This window comes from Rhodobium gokarnense (assembly GCF_025961475.1).
Taxonomy (GTDB): domain Bacteria; phylum Pseudomonadota; class Alphaproteobacteria; order Rhizobiales; family Rhodobiaceae; genus Rhodobium; species Rhodobium gokarnense.
Window position 1 is genome coordinate 44625 of record NZ_JAOQNS010000014.1, and the last position, 13370, is coordinate 57994.

Consider the following 13370-nt stretch of genomic DNA (forward strand, 5'->3'; position numbering starts at 1 on the left):
CCCGATGCGCCGGCGCTGCAAAGGCGTCCCGAACTTCCGGGGCGCCTGGCCTTCTATCTAGAGGCATTCTGGGACCTTAATCGGTCGCGCCGGGTCGGCTTCGGCGCACCGGCCGGCATCCCGGTCAGTGAGGTCGCGGCCTATTGCGACCTCTGCGGATATCGCGATCCGTCCGCCCGCTACGACCTGCTGCGCATGATCCAGGACCTCGATACCGAATATCTCGACATCGTCAAAGAACTCGACAAGTGAAAACCGAAGAAACGCTGATGGCCACCCTTTCCGTCAAGATCGATCCAACCGGCGCACAAAGCGGCGGGCGCGTCGTCAGGCGTGTCATTATTGACATTGGCGGCGCTGCCGAAACGACAGAAAAGAAAGTCGATCGCTTGACGAGGTCGTCGGAAAGCAATTTCCGCAAGATGACCAGGTCGGTCAACCTCGCCGAAATGAGCATGCGCAGCTTAACCCGAGCGGCCGGCGCTCTTGGTGCGGCCGTCGGCACCGCAATGAGTGTTCGCAGTGTCGTCGGCTTCAAGGATGCTGTTGCGGAAGTTTCGACGCTGGTTGATACGACCACCTTCAACATGGCCAAGTTGGAAAAGGGGGCGACCGCACAAGGGCGCGCATTCGGAGACCTAACCGGTCAGGCGCGCGCCTATTACCAGATCATCTCGGCGGGGGCTTCTTCCGCCGCCGAGGCGACCAGGACTTTGGACGCGGCCAACCGCCTTGCCGTCGGTGGCGTCACCAGCGTCGCGGTTGCCGCCGACGGCCTGACCAGCATCCTGAATGCCTATGGGTCGAAGGTCGAAAGCGCGACGGCGGTCTCGGACGCGCTCTTTGTGGCCATGCGGGCCGGCAAGACGACCATCGAAGAACTGTCGTCGACTCTCGGTCGCGTCGCGCCGCTTGCCGCCCAAACCGGCGTCGGGTTCGACGAACTCGTTGCGTCGATTGCGGCCCTGACGAAGGGCGGCATTTCGACGGCGGAGTCGGTGACCGGTGTTCGCGCGATCCTTGCCGCAGTGGCAAAACCGACGTCGGAGGCGTCGAAGCTCGCAAAACAGCTCGGGATCGATTTCACCGCGGCCGGGCTTGCGTCGAAGGGGTTTGCCGGCTTCCTTGAAGATCTCGTGCAGAAGACCGGCGGCAACACCGCCGTTCTCGCGCAATTGTTCGGCGGCGTCGAAGCCCTCGTGCCCGCAATGGCTTTAGCCGGACAGGCCGGCGAGGATTTTTCCGACGTCCTCGGCCAGATGGAGAACAAAGCCGGGCAGACGGAAATCGCCTTCAACAAAATGGCCAACAGCCCGGGTTTCCAGGCGGGGCGGGTATGGTCCGCGCTGCAGGCCGAAGTGCTTGGCGTCGGCGGCACCATGACCGGCACGCTCGTTCCCGCGATCAAGGCCGTCGCCGACAATATGGGGCTCATCGTCAACGCGGTCGTGATCTTCACCGCCGGTCACCTTGCCGCAGCGCTGGCGACGGTGATCGCCCGGTTCGCCACCATGACTGCGACGATGGGGGCGGCGGCCGTCGCCGCGCGCACCCTCTCGGCGGCGATGGCCTTCGTCGGTGGACCGATCGGCATCGCTGTGACGGCGTTGGCAGGCGGGTATCTGTTGCTTCGCGACAATGTCAGTGCGGCGGCCCAGGCCACGGCCGATGCGGAGTTCGCCTATCGCCAGAATGAGGGCGCGCTGAACAATGCCAAAGCCGCATCCGAGGGCTATACCATGGCCCTCCGCAACCAGATTGCCATGCAGGTGGAGGCCGCGAAGTCGGCCATGATCCTGGCCAATGCGGAATTCGAAGCAGCGAATGCGCGTCGTGTCGGGTTTCTGCGCCTGACCGGTCTGAACTCGGATATTCTCCAGCATTTTGAGGACCAGGCCGCATCAGAGGCAGATGCTCTCACCAAGGCCTATGTGAACCTTGGGAAACAGTTGCAGACGGTCGATGGCAATCTAAAAAAAGTTGCAACGTCCACGGGCGGGGCGTCTGTGAGCATCGGCGACCTTGACGAGAAGACCAAGAACGCCGCCAAGGCGGCCAAGGAGGCCGCCCGCGAGTTCGAACGCTTCAAGGACACCGCCGACGGTCTGGTTGAAAAGTTCTTCCCGAAGGAAGCAGCCGAAGCCCGCATCAAGGAACTCATGTCGCTGCTCGACAAGTACGGCGACAAGCTGACCGAGATCCAGCGCAAGGCGGTCGACAAGGAAATCGACGCCCTGCGCAAGGTCGGCGACCAGGCCGACGAGACGGCGAAGCAGATCGAGCAGACGCTCGGCGATGCGCTCGGCGACCTGTTCACCAAGCCGGCGGCGGACGCAAAGGATTTCTTCCGCAATTTGGCTCGCAGCTTTGCCCAGATCGGATCGCAGAACATCAAGAACCTGTTTTCCGGCACACCAACGGCCGCAAATGACAATGTAACGTCGTCGGGCGGGCTTTTTTCTGGGCTGTTCAAGACGATTTCGAGTGCGACACAGACCGGCGCAGAAGCGGGCACGGCAAAGGGTTCTGTTACAGGGCTTTCAGCCATCTTCGGCAAAGGCGGCGGCATTCTTTCCGGCGGAACCGCAAGTGCTGTCTTGGGGGGCGCCGGCATCGGCTACCAGACCGGCGGCGGCACCGCTGGAACGGTCATGGGCGGTATCGGTGGCGCGCTCAGCGGCCTTGCCGCAACCGGCGGCAATCCTCTCGGCGCCCTTGCGGGCGGCCTCGCCGGCGTTGTCGGCTCTCTTTTCGGCGGCAGCAACAACAAGCAGCGCCAGCAGGCCAAAGCACAGTTTGATGCGCAACGCGAGAACATCATTTCCCTCATAGATGTTGGCCGTGGCCGCGGCGTCGGCACGGCGACACAGCAGGTTCGCGAGTACAAGTCGCAGACGGACCCGGCGATCGAACTGGCAAAAAAGGCCGGTAACGACGCGATGGTCCGACAACTCCGCAAGGCCACGGCCGCGTTCACGCAGCGCGTTCGAAAGGAATTTCTCGGCGGGTTTGAGAGCACCATCGATGCTCTGCGTTCCGGCCTTGGGGACAACTCCCCATTTGTCGTCGCCAGGAAGAACATGCTGGACCTTCGCGACAGCCTGCAGGGCGTGATTTCAGATGCGAAAGAGTTCAAGCGCGCTGGCGAGACACAATCCGATGTCGCCAAGCGCACCCGACAAGCGCGATCGGCCGCGCAGCAATACGCCCTGTCGCTGCTGCACGGGGCCAGGGAGATGACGGAAATGGAGGCCGCCGTTGCCAATGCGCGCGGCACCGCCTCCGGCCTGAAAAAGACCCTTATGGACCTCGGCATGTCGTCGACAGAGGCGTCCAAGGCCATTTCCAAGCGCTTGAGGTCGGCGCTCGACGACCTCAGGGACGAGTACCGAGGCGACGTCCGATCCAGCATCAACGACCTGTCGGGCCGGGGCTACCTGAACGATATTGCCGATGCCCAGGAAAAGTACAACGAGCGTCTGAAGGACGCCGAGGCGCTTGGCCTCAGCGGTGCTGGCGCCTTCAAAGAGTTGCAGCTCTCGCTGGCCAACATCATTAGAAACTCCAATCTCACGGACAAGCAGATCGACGCACTGTCAAAAAGATTTCCGGCACTCAGGAAGGCCCTGAAGGACTTGTCCGACGTCACCGTTTCCGTCGATCTGCAGCAGTTCTGGGACCGCATCTTCACGGCGCGGATAGACACATCCACCCTGAAGGGGCAGTTGGCTGTCTTCAACCGAGCCGCCAAAGCAGAATATGAGGCGCTGAAGGAGTCGGGCGCCTCTAAGCACGCGCTCGCTGTTTTGGAAAACACGCTCAACGCCGAGCGCAAAGCCCTGATTCGTCAATATCGCGAACAACAGGTTCAGGATGCCAGACAGGATCTTTTGAACGCTTACAACGCCGAGCGAAGCGAACTCGAGGACACCGCCTCAACGCTGGAAAACTTCATCGACCAGGTGAAGGCGTTCCGCGACGATCTGAAGCTTGACAGTAATCTTTCGACACTGTCTGCGTCGGAACGGCTGGCTGAGGCTCAGCAACAGTACAGTAGCACGTTCCAGGCGGCCATGCGCGGCGACGAGACCGCTATGTCGAGCCTGACAAGCGCCGCGCAAGCCTATCTGGAAGAGGCAAAATCCTACTACGCGTCCAGCCCGCAATACGCGACGATTTTCGAGCAGGTCACATCCTCGCTCGATACCGTGCAGGCGTCGGCGACGCGGCAGTTGACATCGACTGAAAGACAGATCGATGCCCTTGAACGCCAGGTCTCGAAACTCATCGACATCGACGACGGGGTCATGAGCGTTGACGCGGCCATTCGCCAACTCAACCGCTATATGAGCGCGTTCATCAGTTCTGGCGGCGACCGCGGCAGCCTGGAGGGCTTCGCCCGCGGCGGCTACACCGGCGACGGGCCGTCCAACGTCGTTGCCGGCGTCGTTCATCGCGGCGAGTACGTGATGGATCAGGCCGCAACCGCCCGCTACCGACCCTATCTCGAGCAAATGGACTCCGGGACCTTCGGTCCGCGCAACGACAACAATTCAAGAAATGACGCGAAACTGGCGCAGGCCATCATCACCTCGTCCGCCCAACAGGTCGAGGTGATGCGCGAGGAACTGCGCTCGGTCCGTGCCGAACTCAACCGCTTGACGAACGAAACCCGGATTGCGGCAAACCGGAAGCAGAGGAAGGCGAACGGCTAATGGCGGCGATGACGCGCTATCTCCAGAAGGCTCTTCTGGACCACGCCCTGGGGATCACGGCATTTACCATTCCGACGGAATTGTGGGGGTCTTTGCACACCGCTTCGCCGACGGAGTCGGGGTCTTTCGACGACGAGATTTCCGACAGCGGGTATTCGCGGCAATCGATCTTCGGGTTGATGACGGAAACCGACCTCACTTCGGGAACGTCGCAGATCGACACGGTGGTCAATTTCGGACCCGCCGATGGTGACAACGGGTCCGTGACATATTTCGCGATTTCGGATGCGTCCAGCGCCGGCAACATGCTGCTTTACGGCGCCCTGGCCAACTCGCAAACCTTTGATACGAATGACCAGTTTCAGTTGAACCCGGGACAATTGATCATCAAGTTCGACTGATGCAACGGCGCGGGCAGCGCCATTCCAAGCGTCGTCACGACGCCTATTCCAAAAGATGGAGAAGACAATGGCCGGCTACGCAGCCAGTAACCTGCTGGGCGGGACCCAGCAGTCCATGACCACCACCTTCAAGACTGCGCTGGTGCTCGCTGCATCAAACGGCACGTCCCTACAGCGCTTTATGGTGCACGACATCATTTTTGGCACCGATGGAACGCCGGCCGACCAGGCCATGACCTGGGACGTCAGCCGGACGACGGCCAGCGGAACCGCAACGTCGATCACGCCGAACAAGATCGATCTCGCCGACGGCGCGTTCCTTGGCGTCGGCCTCGCCAACAACACGGTGGAGCCTACGGTCACCTCCAACTCCAACCTTCTGCCGATTGGCGCCAACCAGCGCGCGTCCATGCGCTGGGTTGCGTTTCCGGGTCAGGAACTGGTGGTTCCGGCGACCGACGCGGCCGGTCTTGCGTTCCGCGCCAAGTCCCCCGGCTACACCGGTACCGTCATCGTCAACGCGCATTTCCGCGGCGCCTGATCGCAATAGAGGGCGGCGGCAGGACACCGCGCCTTGCCGCCGTCTTCTCCATGTCAATATGGGAGGCATCCATGCGCAAGCCGGGCGGGGTTCTAATCCTTACCACGAACGACGGCAGGCAGGAGGAAACCGACACCTTCACCTGCGCCCATTGCAACAAGATCGTTCCCGTGAGGCCATTCCAGCGACCGGAGGACATCGGCGGGCGATGCGGCGGCTGCGGCGGGCTCATTTGCCCGGACTGTGTGTCCAGGGGCACGTGCGACCCGATTGAAGAAAAGCTCGCGCGTGCGGAAGCCGCCTATCACGCGCGACGCTCGTACGGAATCTAATCGATGTTTGGTGCCTTTCCCTTCGGTTCAGCGCCGTTTGCTGGGGATGAAATCCCCGTTGCGGTCGAGCCCGTATTCGAGGATAGTTGGCACCAGTCGCTGAGCGAGTCGACGCGCTACCATGTCGTGCCGGCGGTCGCCGTCTGCCTGGCGTCGCTCTATGCGCTATCGATCAGCCCCGACGCGCTCGCGCAGCCGGAAACGGCAAATCCGGACAAATTCCAGCAAGAACTGTCGGAACCGGTCCGAACGCTTCCGGCGCTGGCGACGCACGATCAGCAGTTCCTCGCATTTCAGGGCTTCGCGCCTTTCCCGGAAACGGTTTCGACGGACAGGTGGGCGCCACCGCTTTCCGAGCCGGCGAGATTCCCGGCGGCGCTGCCGACCAATGCTCAGCAATTCGAGGCCTATCAGGGCTTCGGACCGTTCGATGAGACCTCGGTTGCGCAATGGACGCAGGCGCTGTCCGAACCGGTCCGCTTTGCGCCGCGGCTTGGACCCGAACAGCACCAGTTTGAAGCCTATCAGGGCTTTGAGCCCTTTGCGGAAACGGCATTTCCCGACAAGTGGATGCCGCCGCTTTCCGAGCCGGTTCGGTTTTCGCCGCGGCTCGAGACGGCAAACCAGCAATACGAGGTCTTTGTTCAGGCGGCGCCGTTCGGCGAAGCGATCTACGTCGAAAAATGGTTCCGGCAATTCGACGACCCGGTCCGGTTCGCGGATGCGTTGCCGACGGCGCTCCATCCTTTCCAGTTCCTCGTAAAGGACGAGCCGTTCCTCGAGGCTGTGTCGGCCGATCGATGGGCGCCGCCGCTTTCCGAGCCGGTTCGGTTCGCTGCATCTCTCCCGGTCACGCAGCAGCAGTTTCTTGCATACCAGGGGTTCTCGCCGTTCGAGGAAGTCCCGGCGCCGGACAAATTCCAACGCCCGTTCTCCGAGCCGGTTCGGTTCGCCGCGGCGCTGCCCGTCGCAAGCCAGCAGTTCGAAGCGTTCGTCAAGGCGGATCCGTTCCCGGAAATCGCCTATGCGGAGAAATGGGCACAGCCCCTCAGCGAGCCCGTCCGCTTCGCCAGGGCGCTACCGATTCACGATCACCCGTTCGAAGCGTTCGTTCAGTTCGCCCCGTTTGAAGAAACGGTCACGGCCGACCGGTGGGTTCCGCCCCTCAGCGAGCCCGACCGCTTCCCACCGCGGCTGAACACCGCCAATCAGCAGTTCCTCGCGTTCCAGGACTTCGCCCCGTTTGCCGAGCGAGTGACGGCCGACCGGTGGATGCCGCCATTCGCCGAGCCCGCCCGCTTCCCGCTTCGGCTCGAGACGAGATCACAGCAGTTCCTCATCTGGTCTGAATGGCCGGTTCTTCTCAATCCGGTCACGGTCACGCTCATCGGCGAGGCAACATTGGAAGCCCGCGGCATCAACCCGGCACATGCCGTTCTCACGGATACCGGTCTGCGAACCTATGGCGCCGTTCTTCGGCCGTGGAGACTGTCTGACCGATGAGCTTTGGCCTTTTCCCGTTCGGCGATCGCCCATTCGGCGATCTGAGCGAGTCGGGCACGTCTTTTGTCGTCCTGCACGGGCGCGCGTCGCTCACGGTCACCTTCGACTATGCGATCTACGCCGCGTCCCGGTCCTTCCTCACCGGTGACGATGACGTTCCGGCCGACACCTACTTTTCCGGAACCTTGGCCCAGCCGCTAAGCTTCAAGCGATCGGCCATCAGCGGCGACGGGTTCTCGGGATTTGTCGAAGGGCAGGGGGAGTTGGTCGTCAACAACGGCGATGGATTCTACGACTTCCTGCCGGAATTCTATGCCCTTGACGGTCGGGGGTTGGAGGTTCGCTACGGCCGCGACAGCGACGACTACAGAACCTGGTTCACGATCTTCAAGGGGACGGCCTCGGATTTTCACGTTGACGAGACCGAGCTACGTGTCGACCTGCAGGACTTCGGGTACAAGCTCGAGATTCCACTCACCGAGAGCACCTATTCCGGATCGGGCGGGGTCAATGGCGGGGACGACCTGGAGGGCAAGCGCAAGCCGCTCTGCTATGGATATTGCTCCAACATCACCCCGGTTCTGGTTCAGTCGACAAAACAGCTCTACCAGGTCAATGACGGCCCGGTTCAGGCGATTTCGGCCGTCTATGCCAACGGTGTGGCGCTTGATTTCGATCAGGATTACGGGACCGCCGCCGCGCTTCTGGCGGCAGCGATCCCGAGTGGCGATTTCGCGACGTGTCTCGCCTGCGGGCTGTTTCGCATCAATTTCCTCCTCGATGGGGACGTGATCACCTGTGACGCGGAAGGGGACAATTCCGGGTCCGGCTTTGTCTCGACACAGGGGCAGGTCATTCGACGGATCGTCGCTAACCTGTCGGCATTGACCGACCCGGACGATTTCTATGTCCCGGCCTTCGACAAGTTCGAAACCGCACAACCCTTCGAAGTCGGTTACTACGCGGATCACAATGACACCTCGACCGTTTCGGAGACCGTGACGCGGATCATGGGCTATGGCGGAACCATCGGGTTCCGGCGCAATGGGAAGCTCGAAATCAAGGTTTTTGAAGCGCCCGGCCCCGTCCCGGCGATGCGCTTCGATGAGACTGAAATCGTTGATATCCGACGCGAGAGGTTGCCGGACAACCTTACGCCGCCACCCTATAAATGGCGCGTCGGATATGCCCGCAACTGGACCGTTCAGGACGAATTGGCCGGGGCCGTCGGCGACGAGCGGCGGGCATTTCTCGCCGAGGAAGTCCGATATGCCGTTGCCGAAAGTGCTGCCGTCAAGGTCAATCATCCGTTTGCCCAGGAGAGGGATCCGGTCGGCGGATATTTTCGCAATGAAGAGGATGCCCAAGGCCTGGCGGATCGCCTTCTTGCTCTCCATGCGGACAGCGCATCGCTCTACAGACTGACCCTTGGAACGCGGCCGTTTTCGCTCGAGATCAGCGACACAATAACCGTCACTTTTCCCCGGTTCGACCTGACGACCGGACGGAACCTGCGCGTCGTTGAGATTTCCGAGAATGCGAGCAGCAATGCAATCGAGATTGTGGGCTTCGGCTGATGGCGAACGCGGCGATTGTCTATTCAAACCTGGCGGATGGTGCTGCGGTTTCCGCGCCGACGCAGGTCATTCTGGCGCCGGCGGCGAACGTGCAGGATCAGCATGTTGGGAAGAAATGGCGGTCGCGGACCGCATTGTCCTACCTGACCTTTGACTTCGGGGCGACGACATCGATTGACACGATCGCTGCCATCGGGCTCACGGCGTCCACGGTGCGACTGCGGATTTCGACGTCGGACTCCACCGGTGCGGCCGGCGATCTCTACGACAGCATGTCGGCATCCGTGGATCAGAACTTCGCCCAGGCCGTTTGGGCCTTGCAAACCGCAGTCTCCGGACGATATCTGCGGATCGATCTCGCCCACTCAAGCCTCGACTACGTGGAGGTCGGGCGCGTCGTCGCCGGTGTCCGGACGGCGTTTGGAAAGAACTTCGGATTCGGATGGTCGCTCACCTATATCGACCGGTCCGTGATCACCGAGACCCGTGGCGGACAAACGCAGATCACGCCGGAAAACACCTATCGGGCGATCGACCTGACGTTCTCTTTCCTCACTGATGCCGAGCAGCGCGGCTTCGTCGACACGGTCAGCCGATCGAACGCGCTGAAGACGGACGTCCTTCTGCTTCTGGATCCTGACAGCAGTGATCTTCCCCGCGACACGGTCTGGGGCCTGATGACGGAGTCGACCAGCATCATGCAGCCGGATTTCGGAATCTTCTCCAAGCAGTTGAAAATCAAGGAGCGATTATGAGCCTGGTTTTTGCCAATCTTGTTCAGGAATCGTCCACGACGCAGGGCGTTACCGACTTCGAACTTGCCGGTGCTATCACGGACTACCGGGCGTTTGGCAGCTTCATGAGCGACGGCGATCAGACCTATTACGTCGCCAGGCTGGACGATGAGTGGGAAGAAGGGCTCGGCACCTATGTCAGTTCGACAGACACTCTCCAGCGAACGACGGTGTTTCGATCGTCCAACAGCAACAACAAGGTCTCGTTTTCTTCGGGCACGAAAACGATTGGTATCAACGTTGGCCTGGAGACCCTGAATGCACTCTATCGCCGTCTTGACGGCTTAAACACCGGCCCCTTGGCCGGGCGCCGGAACATGATCATCAACGGCGCCATGGTGGTCAATCAGCGCGGCAGCACCGTTACGGGGGACAGCGGGTTCCCCGTCGATCGGTTCGAGGTCGAAAAAACGGCGACATTCGACTGGACATGCGAGCAGAGCACGGAGTCCCCGGCAGGATTCACGCACAGCCTCAAGGTCACGGCCGGTACGCCCGCCGCCGCCGGCGCCTCCGACTACGCGATCATCCGCCAACGCATCGAGGGGCTTAACACCGCCTGGCTGCAGGTCGGCGCATCCGGCGCCGCAACGGTGACGGCAAGTGTTCGCGTTCGTTCCTCAGTCACGGGAACATATGGCGTCTTCCTGACCAACGATGACGGCAATCGCTCCTACGTCACAGACATCACGATCAATTCTGCCGACACTTGGGAGGCGAAAACCGTTACCTTGACCCTCGACACGACCGGCACATGGAAGACGGACACGAGCACGGGCATAGAGGTTGGCATCGCGCTCATGGCCGGGTCGAATTTTCAGGGGACGGACGCCACATGGGAGGGCGCGCAGGATTACGCCACGTCAAGCATTTCCAACGCGATCCTGAACTATTCCCCCGCGTCCCCGGCGCCGACCTTCTATACGACCGGGTGGCAGTTTGAATACGGATCCTACGCGACCGATTTCGAGCGAGTGACATATGCATCTGATCTGATGGCGTGTCACAGATACTTTCAGGGGGGCATTCCCTTCGCGTCATCAGGTTACGCGGACGCCGCGGGTCAAACAGCACCATTCTACGCTATTCCTCAGTCGACTGTAGAGATGAGAGATGCAGTCGTTGTCGAGAATCAGGATATCGACGCATTCGGCAACATCACTCCCGCTTCGTTCGGATATTTCACCCCTACAACGAAAGGAGCCGTTATCTATCTTCAGAGTGGCAATGCCGGAAGAACGTATTGGCGCGGGAGAGTCGACTATAACGCCGAACTCTAGGCTGAACGAAGCAACCTCATCCATCTGCAACCCGCCGCCGGCGGGTTTTTTCATGGGAGAAACGACATGAGCCTTTCGCTATCGCCGGGCGGCGCAGACTTCATCGCACGCCGCGAGGGCAAGGTGTATCACGCCTACCGCGACGCGGTCGGCGTTGTCACCATTTACACGGGCTTCACTTGGGGAAGCGCCGTTTTTCGGGATTACTGGATGAAGACCCGCGGGCACAAGCTGCGCATGGGCGACACCATCACGGAGGAAGAAGGCCAGCATCTGTTGATGGTGGTCGCAGATACGGAATACGGCGCCGCCGTCAATGCGTCGATCCGGCCGACCGAGCAGCATCACTATGACGGCGCGACGTCCGTTGCCTTCAATCTCGGCAAGGGGTCGGTGACCTGGCGTTGGGCGACGGCCCTTCGCGACGGTCACGTCGCACGGTGCGCCGCGCTTCTGCGGGCCGGCTACAACACGGCGGGCGGACGCCGCCTCCAGGGCCTCGTCAACCGGCGGCGCCTGGAGGCCGCCCTGATCGAGCATGGCGACTATGCCGACGCCGGCGGCGTTGCCGTTACCGCGGCGCGGTTCGGCGCGCGCGACGATGCGGCGGCCAATGACAACGACGCGGCCGACCGCGAAAAGAAGCTGATCGACTATCAGCGGCTCCTGAAGGCGCAGGGCTTCGATCCCGGCCCGATCGACGGCAAGTGGGGGCCGAGTACCCGCAAGGCCGTCCTTGCCTTCCAGCGCTCCCATGACGGTCTCGTCAATGATGGGATCCTCGGCCCGGCGACGATGGCCGCGCTCGACCGGACCGAAGTCGCCAAGGGAACGACCAACGCGGCCGGCCTGATGTCCCTTGCGGCGGCCGGCGCGGGCGGCGCCGTCTCTGCATTCTCCGACTTTGACGTCACGGCCTTCATCGTCCCGGCCGTCGCCGTCGCGATCGCCGGCGCCGTCGTTTGGGCCGTCTGGAAGAACGCCGACGAAATCGGCCGGTGGTGGAGGGCGTCCCATGCTTAAGCACCTTGTCTACAGGCTCAAGGGCTGGCGGACGCGGCTTTCCAATGCCGTGTTCGGCGTTCTCGGCGTCGTCGCGCTGGTCGATCCGCAGCTCTGGGCCGGGGTCGTGCCGGTGAAGTACCAGGGCGCGGCGCTGCTTTTGTCGGCGCTGGTCAACATTGCTCTCAGACAGGTGACGACGACGCCGCCGGGACGGAGGGCGCCTTGATGGTGATCTTCAAGACACTGCTTGCTTGGCTGACCGGCGGCGTTGCCGATCGGCTTATCGAGGCGTACCGCGCCAAGCTGACCGCCGAGAATGACGCCGACCGGATCGCGGCCGACGTCCGGATCAAGAGCCTGGAGGCCAAGCGCGATCTCGCTGTTGCCGAAGCCGGGTTTTTCTGGTCGGCGACCCGGCTTGGGCGGTTCCTCTTCGCCGTGCCGCTTGGCTTGTGGTACGCCGCCGGCGTCCTCGACAGTATCTTCCTCTTCGACTGGAACGTCGCGGCCCTGCCGTCGCAGTTCTGGGACATCGCACAGGTCGTCATTCCGGCGCTTTTCCTGTCGGAGACGGCTCAAATTGGTTTGAGGCATTGGGGTAATAGATGACACCGGAAGAGCATGAGCGACTTGGGCGTCTCGAAAAGCAACAGGCGGAAGATCACGAATTGCTCGTTCGCTTTGATGAACGGCAAAAGCTGCTGGTGTCGGATATGGCTATCGTCAAGAAGGACATCAGCGAATTCAAGGCGTTGGTTCAGCAAGCAGGTGGTGCCCGCTGGATGTTGATATCCTTGGGCGCGGCCGCCTTTTGGGCCATGGGGTATATCGCCAATCTACTGCCGAAGCTGTTCGGTGTCTCTGCCTTGGCCATGATCATTGCCGGTTTGCTCATGCCAACACCCGTCGCAGCGCAGGGCGTCGTTCCCTGCGGCGACCGCGAAACCGTCGTGGCTATGCTGGCGACGCGCTATGGCGAGACGCCCCGGGCGCTGGGCCTCGCCTCGCGCTCTGACGTCCTGGAGATCTTCGTCTCCAAGGGCGGCTCCTGGACGGTGCTGATGACCAATACCTCCGGCCGCGCCTGCATGATCGCCGTCGGCGAGAACTGGGAGGACCTGAAGCCGGCCCCGCCCGGCGATCCCACCTGAGATCGGACCTGCGATAATTTTTCGGCCCACAAGTGCGGCCGAGAAAATTATCGCAGGTCCCAAGAGCTTCC

General features: G+C 61.8%; 11 protein-coding genes and 1 pseudogene. All 12 read left to right on the plus strand.

All coding sequences use genetic code 11. The features are described from left to right. Positions 1 to 9 precede the first annotated feature (9 nt). Positions 10 to 252 (plus strand): annotated as a pseudogene (locus M2319_RS23235) (phage tail assembly chaperone); the annotation flags it as partial. Beyond that, positions 249 to 4715, plus strand: a complete 4467-nt coding sequence (locus tag M2319_RS20425) for a phage tail tape measure protein (RefSeq protein WP_264603321.1) — start codon at positions 249 to 251, stop codon at positions 4713 to 4715. The pseudogene M2319_RS23235 and the gene M2319_RS20425, both read left to right, overlap by 4 nt. Further along, a complete protein-coding gene (locus tag M2319_RS20430; RefSeq protein ID WP_264603322.1) occupies positions 4715 to 5116 on the plus strand; it encodes a phage tail fiber protein in 402 nt (133 codons plus the stop codon). The genes M2319_RS20425 and M2319_RS20430 overlap by 1 nt, the downstream gene beginning before the upstream one ends. A 67-nt stretch (positions 5117 to 5183) precedes the next feature. Further along, positions 5184 to 5657 (plus strand): hypothetical protein, encoded by a 474-nt coding sequence (locus tag M2319_RS20435; RefSeq protein WP_264603323.1) that lies wholly within the window; start codon positions 5184 to 5186, stop codon positions 5655 to 5657. 335 nt (positions 5658 to 5992) lie between these two features. Next, positions 5993 to 7492: a hypothetical protein gene (locus M2319_RS20440; RefSeq protein WP_264603324.1), complete on the plus strand. Its 1500-nt coding sequence runs from the start codon at positions 5993 to 5995 to the stop codon at positions 7490 to 7492. Further along, positions 7489 to 9069: a hypothetical protein gene (locus tag M2319_RS20445; RefSeq protein ID WP_264603325.1), complete on the plus strand. Its 1581-nt coding sequence runs from the start codon at positions 7489 to 7491 to the stop codon at positions 9067 to 9069. Before M2319_RS20440 ends, M2319_RS20445 begins: the two co-directional genes overlap by 4 nt. After that, positions 9069 to 9824: a hypothetical protein gene (locus M2319_RS20450; RefSeq protein WP_264603326.1), complete on the plus strand. Its 756-nt coding sequence runs from the start codon at positions 9069 to 9071 to the stop codon at positions 9822 to 9824. The genes M2319_RS20445 and M2319_RS20450 overlap by 1 nt, the downstream gene beginning before the upstream one ends. Then, on the plus strand, positions 9821 to 11143 hold the full coding sequence (locus M2319_RS20455) for a hypothetical protein (protein ID WP_264603327.1): 1323 nt from the start codon (positions 9821 to 9823) through the stop codon (positions 11141 to 11143). The genes M2319_RS20450 and M2319_RS20455 overlap by 4 nt, the downstream gene beginning before the upstream one ends. Before the next feature lie 66 nt (positions 11144 to 11209). Continuing rightward, positions 11210 to 12166 carry a glycoside hydrolase family protein gene (locus M2319_RS20460; protein ID WP_264603328.1) on the plus strand — a complete coding sequence of 319 codons (957 nt, stop codon included), beginning with the start codon at positions 11210 to 11212 and terminating at the stop codon, positions 12164 to 12166. Further along, on the plus strand, positions 12159 to 12374 hold the full coding sequence (locus M2319_RS20465) for a hypothetical protein (RefSeq protein ID WP_264603329.1): 216 nt from the start codon (positions 12159 to 12161) through the stop codon (positions 12372 to 12374). Before M2319_RS20460 ends, M2319_RS20465 begins: the two co-directional genes overlap by 8 nt. After that, on the plus strand, positions 12374 to 12757 hold the full coding sequence (locus M2319_RS20470; protein ID WP_264603330.1) for a hypothetical protein: 384 nt from the start codon (positions 12374 to 12376) through the stop codon (positions 12755 to 12757). Before M2319_RS20465 ends, M2319_RS20470 begins: the two co-directional genes overlap by 1 nt. Next, positions 12754 to 13299 carry an ABC transporter permease gene (locus M2319_RS20475; RefSeq protein WP_264603331.1) on the plus strand — a complete coding sequence of 182 codons (546 nt, stop codon included), beginning with the start codon at positions 12754 to 12756 and terminating at the stop codon, positions 13297 to 13299. The genes M2319_RS20470 and M2319_RS20475 overlap by 4 nt, the downstream gene beginning before the upstream one ends. Positions 13300 to 13370: the final 71 nt, after the last annotated feature.